Below are 14,671 nucleotides of genomic sequence, written 5' to 3' on the forward strand. Positions count from 1 at the left end.
GAGAACTTACTGCTCTTGTTGGTGCTCTTTTGCCGACACAGCGTTTGCTATTGTGGCAAAATCGTTAAGTGATAATACTTCTGCGCGAGAGGTAGGATCGATACCTAGCTCACGGATCTCCTCTTCACTTAAACTGTCTTTCAGCGAGTTGCGAATGGTTTTTCGGCGCTGGTTGAACGCTTGTGCACAGACGCGCTCAAGCGTATTTACAGACTCAACGTCTACTGGCGGAGCCTGATGCGGCACTAGCTTCACTACTGCAGAATCAACCTTCGGGGGTGGCTTAAAGGCACCCGGCGGAACATTGAGTACCGGAATGACGTGGCAGTAATACTGCGCCATAACGGAAAGCCTGCCGTAATTCTTAGAACCTGGTCCTGCTGCCAAGCGGTTTACCACTTCTTTTTGAAGCATAAAATGCATATCTTCTATGCAGTGAGCATGATCAAAAAGGTGAAACATTAGTGGTGTCGAAATGTTGTAGGGCAAGTTACCAAATACGCGAAGCTTTTTGTCTTTGACTGGCATTTCTTTGCACAAAGCACCGAAATCCATTGTCATTGCATCTTGTTCAATAACCGTTAGCTTATTGCCGTTAAATGGATGGTGTCTCAATCGCTTAGCAAGATCTCTGTCTAGCTCAATGACTGTGAGTGCATCTACTTCTTCACAAACAGGATCTGTTAATGCGCCTAAACCGGGTCCAATTTCTACCAGGTTTTGTTCATTTTTTGGCGCGATGGCCGCAACAATCTTGCCTATCACGTAATCATCGTGAAGGAAGTTTTGTCCGAATCGCTTTCTGGCCGTATGGCCTAAGTGTGTTTTACTCATTGTTGATGATGTGCAAGCTCGATGGCTTTTTCCAATGCTTTTCTGAAACTACCGGCGTCGGCTTCACCTGTTCCTGCTAAGTCTAATGCAGTACCGTGATCTACCGATGTACGAACGAAAGGTAACCCTAGCGTGATATTCACTGAAGCCCCAAAACCCTTATATTTTAGCACGGGTAAGCCTTGGTCGTGATACATAGCCAGCACTACGTCAGCATTTTCCAGATATTTGGGTTGAAATATGGTGTCTGCAGGTAGAGGGCCTGTGATCTTTAAGCCTTCTTCTCTTAGTTCGTTAAGCGCCGGAATGATGGTATGAATTTCTTCAGTGCCAATGTGACCATCTTCACCCGCGTGAGGGTTCAAGCCACACACATAAATGTGAGGTTCTTTAACGCCAAACTTCAATTTAAGGTCGGTGTTGATGATATGAATGACCTTATGAAGACGCTCTCGGGTGATAGCTTTCGCTACATACTCAAGGGGAATATGCGTGGTGGCAAGCGCTACATTAAGACCTTCAGTTGCCAGAAGCATAACCACATCAATGGTATTGGACTGATACGCAAAAAACTCAGTATGACCGCTGAATGATACCCCTGCTTTGTTGATAATGCCTTTGTGTACGGGGCCGGTAACGACGGCGTCGAAGTCGCCATCCATATTTGCCTGACACGCCTGGCGCAGAGTTTCTACTACGTATAACCCGTTTTCGCTATCAAGTTCGCCTGGCGTAACGTCAACGGATTTATCTATTTGCTTTATAAACAACGAACCCGCATCTTGAATTTGCGGGTTAGTGGCATCGTAATCGATTAGCGTTAATGGCAGCCCCAAGGCGCTTGCTCGTGCTTTGAGCATTTCGCCATCGGCAAACACGACAAGCTGCGCTTGCCATGCTTCCTGGGCCAGTTTTATGATCAAATCTGGCCCGATACCTGCCGGTTCTCCCGGCGTTATTGCTATTTTAATTGGTGTACTCATGAATAACTTATTGTTACGAGTCGACAACTTCTACGTAAGCGGCATCACGCATCTCACGTAACCAGTTCTCGGTTTCCTCTGAAAATTTACGGTTGAAGATAAGCTGGTAAGCTTTATCTTCTTTGCGCTTATCGGTAGCGTCATCAATACGACGTTCAATAAGCTGAATTAAATGCCAGCCGTGCACGGTACGAACAGGTTCACTAAATTCTCCAGGCTCAAGCTGTGCAAGTGCGTCTTTAAACTCAGGCACGTAATTATTTGGATCCGACCAGCCAAGCTCGCCACCGCGAAGGGCTGAACCAGGATCTTCTGAATGCTCTTTAGCTAGCTCTGCAAAATCAGCTTCACCATTTTTCACCTCTTCCTTGAAGCGGTTTAGCATGGCTTTAGCTTTGTCTTCGCTAAGAATGATTGACGGCTTAACAAGAATGTGGCGAGAGTTTACTTCTTCCACCGTGACTTTCTCAATACCGCGCGTATCTAATACTTTTAGGATATGAAAGCCTGCACCGCTTCGAATAGGACCAACAAGAGCATCTTTGTCTTTGTTTTGAATAGCTTCAGCAAAAAGCGTCGGCATGGCGTTAATGTTAAGCCAGCCCATGTCACCGCCTTCGAGCGCTTCGTTACCTGATGATGACGCAATGGCGATTTTAGCAAAATCAGAGCCTGACTCTAATAGTGAAATGACTTTGTCTGCACGCTCACGTGCCGATTGAATATCATCATCTGTAGGCTCTGGCGGGAAACCAATAAGAATGTGACCTAAGCGATATTCAGCTTGAGTAGCGCCCTGCTGTTCCATCAGGTCAATCAAGGTTTCAATTTCTTGAGGTGTAATATAAACACGGCGACGTACGTTAGCACGACGAACTTCACCCATGATAACTTCTTCGCGAATGTCTTCGCGGTAATCATCGTATGCAATACCTTCTGCCGCTAATTGGGCACGAAGTTCTTCAATCGTTGCATTTTGATTCGCTGCAATGTTGCTAATGGTCTGCTCTAGCTGTGGGTCGCTAATGCGAATACCCATACGCTCTGCCATTTGAAGCTGGAGGCTCTTAGTGATTAAACGCTCAATGGCCTGTGTACGAAGCGCACGATCTGACGGTAGCTGTTGATTATTAGCTTCTGCGTTGCGTTTAACGTCTTGTATTAGCGCATCGATTTCACTTTCAAGTATTACGCCTTGGTCAACAATTACAGCCACGCGGTCAAGCATGACCTCTTGCGCAACACTGTTAAACGAGAGTAGGGCACCTAACATCAATGCACGGATAATGAACTTCATACACACTCTTTTATTATTGGTTGATTGCATTTAAGCGCTGTAAAGCGCTCAACTGCGGGTTAATTTAAACTATAAGGCTGACGATAGCCAAACATACCGTCTTGAAGCATGCTTCTTTGGGTACCAGATGACCCGATGCCTTTGAAAATAAATTGTAGCGATATTCCAGAATCAAAATCGTCTGTTGTCTGCTCGCCGCTAGCATTGTAACGGTTGTTCAGGCTGCGCTGTGCAACTAATCGCACCGCCCAACAGCATGATTCATACTGGATACCTGCATAGGTTTCTACACTTCTATTGCGTTCAAGATCTCGGTAAGTACGGCCAACCCACTGCCAATTTTCAGATATAGGCCAGCTTGCCGAAATACCAATTTGATCTATGGTTTCACCACTGAGATCGCGAACATAGCGATGACTTAATTGAATAAAGCGCGAATCATCTTTGCGGTATTCAATACCCACGCTGCTTAAGTCAACTTTGTCTGTGTCAGTGGTCACTTGCACATCAGAATGGAAGAACCAGTTTTTATTAAAGCGCCAATCCACTTCAGCGGCGAGCGCTGAACGATCTTGATTCTTGGTTGCCGCAATGACTTTGTTATCTTCAAGGTAGAATATCTGACCCACACTAAGAACAAATTGTTCCCGATTGTTTTTATCCAACATGCGTGTGGTCGCGCCAAGGGTGATTTGGTTGTTATCGCTTATCCTATCAAGACCAGTAAACTCCTGACCTCTAAACAACCCTTCAACGTCGGTTAACAGCGGCGTTGAGTCATAGAATCCAATCGCAGTTTGGTCTTCATACGATGTATAAAGATATTGAATCTTTGGCTCTAAAGTCATCGACATATCGTCGCTGAACCACGATTTATCCCTTTCAAAGTATAATGCGCCATAAAGGCGAGCTTGTCCTAATGTGCGTTCAACATCTTCTTTTAAGTCAGTTCCTTCAACATTGTCTTGTTGATAAACCGTTTGAAAAAGCGTGGTTTCTGCGACAAGTTCACCCCATGCTGCGCGAAGCGGCACCGCTAAAGTAGGTGCAACGTGAAAACGAGTAGCCGTTGGAGCGGTATCGAGAGTATTGTCAAAGTGTGCGACTTCTGAGTCTAGGTTGAACTCTAGATATTCACCTAACGCTTTGTTGTAGTTGATTTTGATCTCAGGTACGGCGCGATAGCTATCTGCAGTATTACCCAGTACTTCAAAATCTTTTATCTGCATATTTACGGATAGATTTTGCGAGTAGTAACTTAATCCAACGCTACGATATAGGTGGGTGTCAGCGCGACTATAATAATCTGAACCAAGGTCAACTAAATAGTTGTCGTCACTTAATCCGTTGAAATCAACGTTTAGTAACCAGTTGTCAGCTATAAGCCCTTGATGCTCCAAGCGATAAAAATATCGGTCAGGGTTCCCACTAATATCTGAGTCGCTCGGCAAGTACTCCACGTACGCTTTGCCTTGGCTACGCTCCGTTAGATAACGGAACTCAGTATTCAGCTGAAGACCGCGAAGGGTCATCAATCGCGGTGAGATGGTCATGTCATAGTTGGGGGCAATGTTCCAGTAAAAAGGCTGCGTATAGTCGACGCCCGTTCTGCTTGAACTGGTTAACTCTGGAAACAATAAGCCCGTTTGGCGCTCGTTGCTAACAGGGAACGCAAAATACGGTAAATAAAACACTGGAACATCGGCAATGTAGAAGCGTGTGTGTTTGGCTTGGCCCCATACGGTCCCTTTTTCCAAACTAATTTCACTGGCGCGTATTAGCCAGTCTTCATCGCCTTCAGGACACGTAGTGAAGCTAACTTCTTTGAGCACAATTCCCGTGTCTGTATCTAATACAATATCTTTTGCGGCTCCCTGACCCACAAAACCCGTCAGCTGATAGCGGGTATTTTGCATTTCTAAGCGCTCTTCTTCAGAGCGAAGGGTCACGGCATCACTTTCTACTTTTAACTGCGAGTCTTGATACGTTACGTCGCCTTTCGCAATAAGGTCTCTGCCACTTCCGTTAATTTGTGCTTGAGATGCACTAATTACCGCAGTATCTGACGTGATATCAACATTACCAGAAAACAGCGCTACGGTATCTTGGATAATTTCAGTACGGTTAGCTTCAACTTTAACGTGGCCTTTGGGCATTAATGCCTGGCTACTGAAAGTAACAGGTTCGACTGAGCAGAATGCAAGAGGGGCTGCATCTGACGTTGGTTTAGAATTTGAAGCTGTCGTTTCCTGTGCAAACGCGACTGTAGGCAAAAGAGTCGCGGAAACAAGCATGGCGCAGGTGTTTTTCATGCGTTAATGGGCGGCCTGTTTTGTTGTATGTTGCTTTTAAACCCAAGTAAGACGACGTCCGTCTCGGTTAGTTCGACATAACGTTTAAAAAAACAGTGATAATGCACATTACTTCTTGGCAAAGAGTTAATGTAGCTTTCACTCGCTATTACTATTTATATAAGCGCTCAATTCTAAGCACTTCTGTCGTAATTACCAACCATTCAGACAAAAAAATGCACTTTTATATGCACAACACATCAAAGACGAAGGCAATTAGTGGCAGTAAGCTTGATTTCAAGCTGCACAAGCCCTAGTTAATTAACTTATGTATTTGATATGATGATTGGTATAACGCGCTCTGCACGGCGTGATTTCACTACAGTAACATCAACTTTCTAAACAGTGCACCAACGGAGTATGACGCGATGTCAATTTGGGGAAAAATCCTCGGCGCCTTGTTCGGCTTTATGTTTCTTAAAATACCTGGGGCGATCTTAGGGCTGTTAGTCGGGCACTTTTTTGATAAAGCCTATCGCCAAGACTTCAATCAGCTAGGTGGCTTTGGGCGCTTTTTTACCGATCAGGACAATCTGAAGCAGCAAGCTATTTTCTTTCATAGTTTGTTTAGTGCGTTAGGCCATCTTGCTAAGTCTGACGGCAAAGTAACGGACAGAGAAATTCAAATCGCCACAGCATTAATGGACGAGATGCGTTTAACTGGGGATGCCCGTCGTGAAGCTCAGGATGCATTTAGAGAAGGCAAAGCGCGAGACTTTCCTTTAGTCGATACGTTGAAAGGTTTTTACGACGCCAGCCACGGTAGACGGGATATTCTTCAAGTATTCTTAGAGATTCTTATTCAAGCCGCTTTCGCCGACGGTCAGCTTTCACAGGAAGAATACAACGTACTTGAAAAAGTAGCGAAGCCACTAGGCTTTAGGCGTCGTGATTTAGATTATCTAATTTCAATGTATGAAGCTGAAATACGCTTTAGGCAGCGGTCTAACTCTGGCTCAGGACAACGCACTCATTCAGGTCAACGTCAGCACAGCCAATCAGCCTATTCAGAACAGCAAAGTTTAGATGATGCCTATCACATATTAGGTGTGGCAGCATCCGACGATGAAAAGACAATAAAGCGCGCCTACAGAAAGCGCATGTCTGAGCATCACCCCGATAAGCTGGTGTCTAAAGGGCTACCTGAACAGGCAATGGAAATTGCGAAAAAGAAAGCGCAAGATATTCAATCAGCCTACGAGCTGATTAAGCAAAAGCGTGGCTTTTAGATGGCAAAAACTCAACGTGAGTTAACTTATGTGCCGGCAGCGAGTCAGGCGCATATCGATGGTTTTATCGAGATGCTTTGGCTTGAGAAAGGATTGTCTGATCATACTCAGCAGAGCTATCGCACCGACCTTACTAAGCTTGCTATCTTCAGCAACAATCAAGGCGTAAAAGATATCGCTGTGCTGACCACTGAGCAGCTTCAGGATTATTTAGCCTATCGTCACGACAAGGGGCTGTCCACACGCAGCACCCAACGTGCGCTTAGCGCTATCCGGGCGTTTTTCGTATTCCTAATTAGTAAGCAGGTTCGCGTTGATAGCCCAGTTTCCGCGCTGTCTAATCCGAAAACACCCAAAGCTTTGCCTTCTTCACTCAGTGAGCAACAAGTTGAAGATTTGCTAAATGCCCCCCTTACCGACGACCCTATTGAATGTCGGGACAAGAGCATGCTTGAAGTGCTTTACGCGACCGGCCTTCGTGTAAGTGAGCTTATTGGGTTAACAATGGATCAAATAAGCCTTCAGCAAGGCGTAGTTAGGGTTGTGGGTAAAGGGAATAAAGAGCGCTTAGTGCCCCTTGGTGAAGATGCAATAGAATGGCTGCTGACCTATATTAAAACAGCAAGACCGATACTCGCCAGTAAAGCTTCTGATGTGGTATTTCTGAGCAAGCGTGGACAGAAAATGACGCGCCAAACATTTTGGCATCGCATTAAATACTATGCGGTGAAAGCGGGAATTGAGCAGCACCTTTCTCCCCACACGTTGCGTCATGCCTTTGCGACACACCTTTTGAATCACGGTGCTGATTTACGTGTGGTACAAATGCTATTGGGGCACAGCGATTTGTCAACGACTCAAATATACACCCATGTAGCAACAGAGCGACTTCAAACTTTAATCCACAGTCATCACCCACGTGGCTAAATATTCAAATAAAGAATGCTATAAATTGGGGGCTGTATACGACGAGGCTCAGTGACGACGTATATAAAATAAAAAGGTCTATGGTAGGATACGAGCCATGCAAAACGTTTAGAACATACATTTTCCGTTAGTGCTGTAACGCGAGTGAGTTTAAATGTTGACGTTAAATGTACTGAGGTTAAAAGAAAATTAGCGTTTAACGTGCAATTTTTTGCTAAGTTTTACGGTCTGAACGTTATGAATGTAAAAATTTTTAGCAATTGCTTTAAATGGAAAGATACCGATTCAAGCAGTTGCATGTTAAGCCAGTAAGTACAAGCGAACTTAAATGGCAAAATGGAGAGTATTTAGTGAAAGCAGTAAAGAAAGTATTGTTAGCCAGTGTAGTTGCGGCGGGATCATTACTGGGTCTTAGCGCGCAGGCAGCTGACGAAGCCGCTATCCGCAACAAGTTATCGTCAATGTTAGGGTTGGATGTAGAAACCATTGCCGACTCTCCAGTATCTGGCTTGGTCCAAGTATCAACAAACCGCGGTTTGTTTTACGTAAGTGAAAACGGGCAGTATCTGCTTCAGGCCCGTGTTTTCAACATTGATGAAGAGATGCGTAACGAAACAGAACTGGCACTTTCTGGGCTGCGCAAAGAGGGCGTAAAAGAGATGGAATCATCGTCTATTACGTTTAAGGCCAAGAACGAAAAGCATGAAATAAGCGTATTTACTGATATTACGTGTGGCTATTGCCGTAAATTTCACAACGAGATTGATGAACTCAACGATGCGGGCATCACCGTACACTACCTTGCGTTTCCACGTTCTGGGTTAAACAGTGAAAACTACAACGATATGGTGTCGGTGTGGTGTGCGAAAGATCCGCAAAAAGCGTTAACTAAAGCTAAAGCGGGTAACGACGTAGCTAGCGCAAGCTGTAAAAATAAAGTGGCAGAGCAGTACATGTTAGGTCAAAAATTAGGCGTGAATGGCACGCCAAATATCGTACTGCCAGACGGTTCATTGATTCCTGGTTATCAGCCAGCTGCGTTGCTTGCTAAAGCATTGGAGGAAGCTGAATAGCGATTCAGTCCTTAACCTTAAATATGATAAAAACGCACGCTTTGTGCGTTTTTTTGTTTTCTGCGGTATTATTCGTCCTCATATTTTCTAGCGTTTTTTCGTACAGTTTTGCTTTGCAGCTCACACGGGCGTTTACTTGGAATCTGCACTAATTATCAAGTGTCCCGACTCCAGTCTTTTTAATTAAAGCCTATTTGAACTGGCATCGACAACTGCATTTACAGTTTTGGTTAGTGGTATTTCATGATTTTGCCTATTGTTCGCCGTGAGGTTACCGGCGCCTCGCTTAGTTCCGACTTACATCCTGTTATCGATAGAATTTATCGCGGTCGTAATATTGCGAATTTAGATGACTTGGAGAATGGTCTAAAAGGACTAACCCATTTCAATGTCTTGAAGGGCATGCCGCAGGCCGCGCAAATTCTCGCTGATGCTGTTGTACAAAATAAACGTATTATTATTGTGGGCGATTTTGATGCCGACGGAGCAACCAGTACATCGGTATGCATATTGGCGCTTCGAGCCATGGGCTATCACAACGTTGATTTTCTTGTACCTAACCGCTTTGACTTCGGTTACGGACTTAGCGTGCCTATTGTGGATGAAGCTGCCAAACAGGGGGCAGAGGTTATTGTCACAGTGGACAATGGCATTTCCTGTATTGACGGTGTAACCCATGCAAAGTCGTTGGGAATGCAGGTTGTTGTTACCGATCACCATTTGCCAGGCGATGTTCTACCTCCTGCTGATGCGATAGTAAATCCTAACCAACCTGGCTGTGAATTCCCTTCTAAAAATTTGGCTGGGGTTGGCGTTGCCTTTTACATCATGCTAGCACTTAAAGCCGAGTTACAGCAGCAAGGGCATTTTGAAAAAGCGGGAGTAGCGCCACCAAATCTAGCGTCGCTACTTGATATTGTTGCGGTTGGCACCGTGGCCGATGTAGTAGTGCTTGATAAAAACAACCGAATTTTAGTTCATCAAGGCCTTCAGCGGATTCGGGCAGGTAAGTGTCGACCTGGCATTAAAGCATTGGTCGAAGTAGCGAATCGCGATTGCGCTCACTTAACCTCAACTGACTTAGGCTTTGTGGTTGGGCCAAGGCTTAATGCCGCGGGTCGATTAGACGATATGTCCCAAGGCATTGCGTGCTTATTAGAAGATGAAACCATTCAAGCGCGAATGATCGCTGCGGAACTCGATGCGCTTAATAAAGAACGCCGTGAGATTGAGACCGGCATGAAAGCACAAGCGGAAACCGTACTAGAGCAAATGGCGCTGAATGAAGGCGATATGCCAAGCGCACTGGTGGTTTATCGCGAAGACTTTCACCAAGGGGTTATTGGTATTGTAGCAGGGCGTTTGAAAGAGAAGTACCTTAAGCCTGTTATCGCTTTTGCCCATCAAGACGACGAGATCATTAAAGGTTCTGCACGCTCAATTCCTGGCGTGCACATTCGCGATGTACTTGATGAAGTTAATACGCGCTACCCTGGCGTTATCGAAAAATTTGGCGGGCACGCCATGGCCGCTGGATTAAGCTTGCCCGTAGCTAAGCTTCAAGACTTCGAGCAGGCTTTTGTTGATATTGCGCGAGCGCACATGGCAAAGCTTGATGGAAATCATGCTTTACTTTCCGACGGTGACTTGTCATCGAAAGAGCTGTGTTTACCCTTTGCGCATTTACTGCGTCAAGCAGGTCCGTTTGGACAGGGCTTTGAATCACCGCTATTCGATGGTGAATTTGCACTACTTGACCAGCGCTTAGTTGGCCAAAAGCACTTAAAAATGGTGTTAAAAAGTGACGGTGCTAACGAGGTCGATGCTATTGCGTTTAACGTTGATTTAAAATCATGGCCGGATGCCATGGTCAAACGCGTGCATATTGCCTATCGACTTGATATCAACGTATTTCGCGGTCAGGAAACCGTGCAACTTATTGTAGAGCAAATAGAAGCGCGTTAGCAGGAGCGAGTTCACACGCAGACGGGTGGCTAATAAACCTAACGAGCAATAAGCGTAAAGTTGTGGAAAGAAGGGACAAAGGTGAAAAGCGAAAGACAAAAGCTGGTGGATAAGCATAGTCAGCTGAATCAAACCGACAATGCTAAAGTGATTTCTCACGTTCAACGAGAAGAGAAAGACAGCGACTGGATTCGCCACACCATTATGCTAGAAGGTATTGATGTCCCTTTTATCTACCGGCGCAAACAGCAATACCAAAGCTTAAAAGGCGCGCGGGTGAACTTAACCTATTATCGCCACGTTGAAGAGGTGGCTGGCATTGAGTTTGAAACCATGAAAGTGGTACGGATTAAACGCAGCTAATATTAACACTGCCACAGGCACCCCTTCGGCAACAACTAACACAGTGAGCAACAATGAATAATGAATGGTTAAATGCCTATGTACTGCATAGACGCCCTTACAGGGAGACCAGCTATATTGTTGACTTTTTTACCCTAGAAGAAGGGCGTGTTAGTGCGGTAGCGAAAGGGGTGAAGAATAGTAAATCTGACAAGAAAAGCCTGCTTCAACCTTTTCAGCATCTTCGTTTACAGTTAAGCGGTAAGTCAGTGTTAAAAAACTTACGTCACGTTGAAAGCGTTTCGCCTTCCATCAACCTTGTGGGCACGGCGTTATTTTGTGCCATGTACGTTAACGAGCTAACTAATCGCGTTATGCCGGCAGGGCTTGCCAGCGATGGCGTTCACAATGCTTATGAAAATGCGCTGCTGTCTCTTCGAGATGAAAGCGACATAGAAGTGACCTTACGTCAGTTTGAATTTGCATTACTTGATGAAATGGGGCTGTTACCCGATTTTACTACCGACGTCGAATACGAAATGCCTATAGAAGAAAGTGGTAGCTACCACTTTCAGATAGACGCGGGCTTTGTGCGCCTGCCTGACGATATGGCGGGGACCCGCGGAATGCGAGGCTTTCCCGGACAAGCGCTGCTTAGCTTGTCACAGGGGGAATTTACGCCGCTCAGTAAAAAAGTGGCTAAGGTGCTTTGCCGGGACTTGCTGAAACCGCTAATTGGTGAAAAGCCACTTAAAAGCCGCGAGCTTTTTATGCCCAAGCCGCGGTAATAGCATTAAATTATTTTCTCTTAACTCAAACGCTTAATAAGCACGTTCTACAAAAAAATTTGCTACAATTGCGACTTTCCTTAAACGGGTATTTTTACCCTTAAAGCAACGTATTAAACAGGAAGAGCAGACCTCTTCTATCGCTCTTACAGGCTAGGTGGTGAAATGAGCACGATTTTATTAGGCGTTAACATCGACCATATTGCAACGCTACGCAATGCGCGCGGTACGCATTACCCAGATCCAGTGCACGCAGCGGATATTGCCGAGCGTGCAGGTGCAGACGGCATTACGGTTCATTTACGTGAAGACCGCCGTCACATTAAAGACCGCGATGTACGCATTTTAGCGCAAACCATTAATACCCGACTTAATTTGGAAATGGCGGTAACCGATGAAATGCTGGCAATTGCTGAAGAAGTGAAGCCTGTTTTTTGTTGCTTAGTACCAGAAAAGCGCGAAGAGCTGACTACCGAAGGTGGTCTTGATGTGGCTGGGAATTTTGAGAACATCAAAGCGGCGTGTGAGCGACTCGCTAATGCGAACATTTTGGTGTCGTTATTTATTGATGCAGACAAAGCGCAAATTGACGCGGCAGCAGCATGTAACGCTCCTTACATCGAAATTCATACAGGCCAATATGCAGAAGCCACCAGCGAAGAAGAGCAGCATAAAGAGCTAGCGCGTTTAGTTGAAGGTATCGAGTACGCCGATAGCTTAGGGCTTAAAGTGAATGCCGGTCATGGCTTGCACTATCACAATGTTAAGCCTATCGCGGCTATCCCTCAGCTAATCGAACTTAATATTGGTCACGCTATCATTGCCCGTGCTGCCTTCGATGGCCTTCACACGGCAGTAGCTGATATGCGAAAGCTTATGCTTGAAGCGCGAGCGGGCATTTAACCTTAAATTCAAAAGGGTGCAGATAACGTGGCGATTGCAGGGCTAGGTACTGACATTGTAGAGATAGCGCGACTTGGTAAGGGCGACGGTGCTAATGAGCGTTTGGCCAAGCGAGTACTTACGCCTGCCGAGTGGCAGCAGTTCAGCGAACACGGTACGCCAGTTCGCTTCTTAGCCAAACGTTTTGCCGCCAAGGAAGCGGCAGTGAAGGCCCTTGGTACAGGGATTGGAAACGGGATCAGCTGGCAGCATATAGAAGTGCGCAATAACGATTTAGGTGCGCCAGAGCTTCATTTTTCTGGCGAGTTTGCTGCAATGTGCAAAAACCGAGGTATCACCCGAAGCGTGGTCAGTATTTCAGATGAGCAGCATTATGCTGTCGCCACCGTTATACTAGAGTCTGAATAGAGCAACTGCCCCTAACCCACGTAGGCGACTTCTATTTGGTGAGCGCGCGCAAAAATCTCTACTAACATCAAACCACGTAAAGCAAGTAACCGGAGTCACACTTGGCAAACCTTTTTAAACAATCTCGCAGCAAGCAAAAAGGCAAAACGTCGCTTACTGAGCGTGGCGCTTCAAAAAAAGGGAATGCCAGAGCCAACGCGCAGGTCGCAGGACTTCGATTTGGGAAAAGCAAAAATGCAGCGGATACCAGTGAAAGTCAAAACCCTAACACGGTCACCATTGAAGATTTAGACTGGATGGGCAATGGCGTAGTGCGCGGCAATCCGATGGTATTTGTTGAAGGTGCCCTTGTAGGAGAAACCTGCGACATAGAGGTGGTATCTAGCAAAAAGAAAGTCATTAACGCCAGGGCGACAAACATTCACTCGCCAAGTGATGAAAGACAAGCGCCTTTTTGCCCTGTGTTTGATGTATGTGGTGGGTGTCAGCTACAGCACATAAAGCCTGACGCTGCCCTTGAGCAACGTGACCGTGCTCTTAAAGTGATGATGGAACGTCACCTTGCAATGAAGCCACACGTTTGGCAAGCACCTTTAGCAGGGCCTCGCCCTCAATATCGCAGAAAAGCAAGGCTGGCTATAGATGCCCGCAACCCCAATCAAATTAAGTTAGGCTTTCGTGAAGCAAATAGCAGTAACGTTATCAATGTAGAAACCTGCCCAATACTGGTTGACCCGCTATCTAAACTTATTGGCCCTTTACGGGATGCACTTACAGGGTTCGAGTCAGCGCGTCATATTGGGCATATCAGCCTTATTGCTGGCGATAATACCTCGCATCTTGTTATTAAACACACCAAAGCCCTTGAAGCTGAGCTGATTGATGCAGTGAGCGAATTGGTGAACACGAGTTCATCGGTTGGTGACTACGGTATTGAATTAAAGCTTGAAAATAAGCAGGGGCAAATTCGCAGTGTGGGTCGTGGTACTGATATGGTTATGAACACGGTAAGTGGCTGCTCAATTTCACCCAGTGCCAACGATTTTGTTCAAATAAATAAAGTGGTTAACGAAAAAATGATTAATCAGGCAGTAGGTTGGCTAAACCCAGAGCCCAACGAACGTATCGCTGATTGGTTTAGCGGGCTGGGCAATTTTACTTTACCTATTGCTAAGTTAGGTGCAAAGGTTCAGGCGGTAGAAGGTGTGGCAGAGATGGTGCGCCGCGCCAAAGACAATGCACAGCAACAGGGCATTGAAAATGTAGAGTGGCTGCATTTAGATTTGGATGATAAGACCAACGTCGAGGCTTCATTACAGCTGGGCTTTGATAAGGTACTACTCGACCCCTCAAGAGAAGGGGCGTTGACCGTTTGTCATGCGCTTGTAAAAGCACTACCAAAAACGATAGTGTATGTTTCTTGCAACCCAAGTACGTTTTCTAGAGACGCGAAGGTGTTGATAGACGGAGGTTATGAAATGGAAAAAGCGGGCGTAGCAGAAATGTTCCCCTTCACCCATCACATGGAAATGATGGCCTTGTTTACGCGAAAGCAGCAGTAACGAGTAAAG

Annotated in this window: 13 protein-coding genes; 9 read left to right on the forward strand and 4 right to left on the reverse strand. The window is 45.7% G+C overall.

The genetic code is table 11. The annotated features are described in order from the left end of the window. Window positions 1-6 precede the first annotated feature (6 nt). The 4 genes from rsmA to lptD are packed head-to-tail and all read right to left on the reverse strand — an operon-like array spanning window position 7 to window position 5,426. Window positions 7-834 (reverse strand): 16S rRNA (adenine(1518)-N(6)/adenine(1519)-N(6))-dimethyltransferase RsmA, encoded by an 828-nt coding sequence (gene rsmA, locus ACFI6L_RS00850; protein WP_039235837.1) that lies wholly within the window; start codon window positions 832-834, stop codon window positions 7-9. Beyond that, window positions 831-1,817 carry a 4-hydroxythreonine-4-phosphate dehydrogenase PdxA gene (gene pdxA, locus ACFI6L_RS00855; RefSeq protein ID WP_014975694.1) on the reverse strand — a complete coding sequence of 329 codons (987 nt, stop codon included), beginning with the start codon at window positions 1,815-1,817 and terminating at the stop codon, window positions 831-833. The genes rsmA and pdxA overlap by 4 nt, the downstream gene beginning before the upstream one ends. Window positions 1,818-1,830: 13 nt before the next feature. Continuing rightward, window positions 1,831-3,144: a peptidylprolyl isomerase SurA gene (gene surA / locus ACFI6L_RS00860; RefSeq protein WP_289617973.1), complete on the reverse strand. Its 1,314-nt coding sequence runs from the start codon at window positions 3,142-3,144 to the stop codon at window positions 1,831-1,833. A gap of 29 nt (window positions 3,145-3,173) precedes the next feature. Continuing rightward, window positions 3,174-5,426 carry an LPS assembly protein LptD gene (gene lptD / locus ACFI6L_RS00865; RefSeq protein WP_014975696.1) on the reverse strand — a complete coding sequence of 751 codons (2,253 nt, stop codon included), beginning with the start codon at window positions 5,424-5,426 and terminating at the stop codon, window positions 3,174-3,176. Between the two features lie 407 nt (window positions 5,427-5,833). On the opposite strand from lptD, the gene djlA reads away from it, so the two are divergent. The 9 genes from djlA (at window position 5,834) to rlmD (ending at window position 14,662) form a co-directional block, all read left to right on the forward strand. Next, window positions 5,834-6,694 (forward strand): co-chaperone DjlA, encoded by an 861-nt coding sequence (gene djlA, locus ACFI6L_RS00870; RefSeq protein ID WP_014948312.1) that lies wholly within the window; start codon window positions 5,834-5,836, stop codon window positions 6,692-6,694. Continuing rightward, entirely contained in the window at window positions 6,695-7,621 is a 927-nt protein-coding gene (gene xerD / locus ACFI6L_RS00875) for a site-specific tyrosine recombinase XerD (RefSeq protein WP_014975697.1), read from the forward strand. A 350-nt stretch (window positions 7,622-7,971) separates the two neighbouring features. Then, window positions 7,972-8,694, forward strand: coding sequence for a bifunctional protein-disulfide isomerase/oxidoreductase DsbC (gene dsbC, locus ACFI6L_RS00880; RefSeq protein WP_196494333.1), 723 nt, complete (start codon window positions 7,972-7,974; stop codon window positions 8,692-8,694). Window positions 8,695-8,937: 243 nt separating this feature from the next. Then, a complete protein-coding gene (gene recJ, locus ACFI6L_RS00885; protein ID WP_462573238.1) occupies window positions 8,938-10,659 on the forward strand; it encodes a single-stranded-DNA-specific exonuclease RecJ in 1,722 nt (573 codons plus the stop codon). Window positions 10,660-10,740: 81 nt separating this feature from the next. Then, window positions 10,741-11,022 carry a hypothetical protein gene (locus ACFI6L_RS00890; RefSeq protein WP_462573239.1) on the forward strand — a complete coding sequence of 94 codons (282 nt, stop codon included), beginning with the start codon at window positions 10,741-10,743 and terminating at the stop codon, window positions 11,020-11,022. Window positions 11,023-11,075: 53 nt separating this feature from the next. Continuing rightward, window positions 11,076-11,789, forward strand: coding sequence for a DNA repair protein RecO (gene recO / locus ACFI6L_RS00895; protein ID WP_458724464.1), 714 nt, complete (start codon window positions 11,076-11,078; stop codon window positions 11,787-11,789). 165 nt (window positions 11,790-11,954) lie between these two features. Continuing rightward, window positions 11,955-12,692: a pyridoxine 5'-phosphate synthase gene (gene pdxJ, locus ACFI6L_RS00900; protein ID WP_014975702.1), complete on the forward strand. Its 738-nt coding sequence runs from the start codon at window positions 11,955-11,957 to the stop codon at window positions 12,690-12,692. 27 nt (window positions 12,693-12,719) lie between these two features. Beyond that, window positions 12,720-13,100: a holo-ACP synthase gene (gene acpS, locus ACFI6L_RS00905; protein ID WP_014948318.1), complete on the forward strand. Its 381-nt coding sequence runs from the start codon at window positions 12,720-12,722 to the stop codon at window positions 13,098-13,100. 101 nt (window positions 13,101-13,201) lie between these two features. Beyond that, window positions 13,202-14,662 carry a 23S rRNA (uracil(1939)-C(5))-methyltransferase RlmD gene (gene rlmD / locus ACFI6L_RS00910; protein WP_462573240.1) on the forward strand — a complete coding sequence of 487 codons (1,461 nt, stop codon included), beginning with the start codon at window positions 13,202-13,204 and terminating at the stop codon, window positions 14,660-14,662. The last annotated feature ends 9 nt before the right edge of the window (window positions 14,663-14,671 follow it).

The sequence above is a fragment of the Alteromonas sp. G4i35 genome (genome assembly GCF_054960375.1).

Bases quoted from the DNA above. Each gene is read 5' to 3' on its own strand.
- djlA (WP_014948312.1), top strand. From the start codon at position 5,834: ATGTCAATTTGGGGAAAAATCCTCGGCGCCTTGTTCGGCTTTATGTTT.
- recJ (WP_462573238.1), top strand. From the start codon at position 8,938: ATGATTTTGCCTATTGTTCGCCGTGAGGTTACCGGCGCCTCGCTTAGT.
- rsmA (WP_039235837.1), bottom strand. From the start codon at position 834: ATGAGTAAAACACACTTAGGCCATACGGCCAGAAAGCGATTCGGACAA.
- pdxJ (WP_014975702.1), top strand. From the start codon at position 11,955: ATGAGCACGATTTTATTAGGCGTTAACATCGACCATATTGCAACGCTA.
- surA (WP_289617973.1), bottom strand. From the start codon at position 3,144: ATGCAATCAACCAATAATAAAAGAGTGTGTATGAAGTTCATTATCCGT.
- lptD (WP_014975696.1), bottom strand. From the start codon at position 5,426: ATGAAAAACACCTGCGCCATGCTTGTTTCCGCGACTCTTTTGCCTACA.
- recO (WP_458724464.1), top strand. From the start codon at position 11,076: ATGAATAATGAATGGTTAAATGCCTATGTACTGCATAGACGCCCTTAC.
- xerD (WP_014975697.1), top strand. From the start codon at position 6,695: ATGGCAAAAACTCAACGTGAGTTAACTTATGTGCCGGCAGCGAGTCAG.
- pdxA (WP_014975694.1), bottom strand. From the start codon at position 1,817: ATGAGTACACCAATTAAAATAGCAATAACGCCGGGAGAACCGGCAGGT.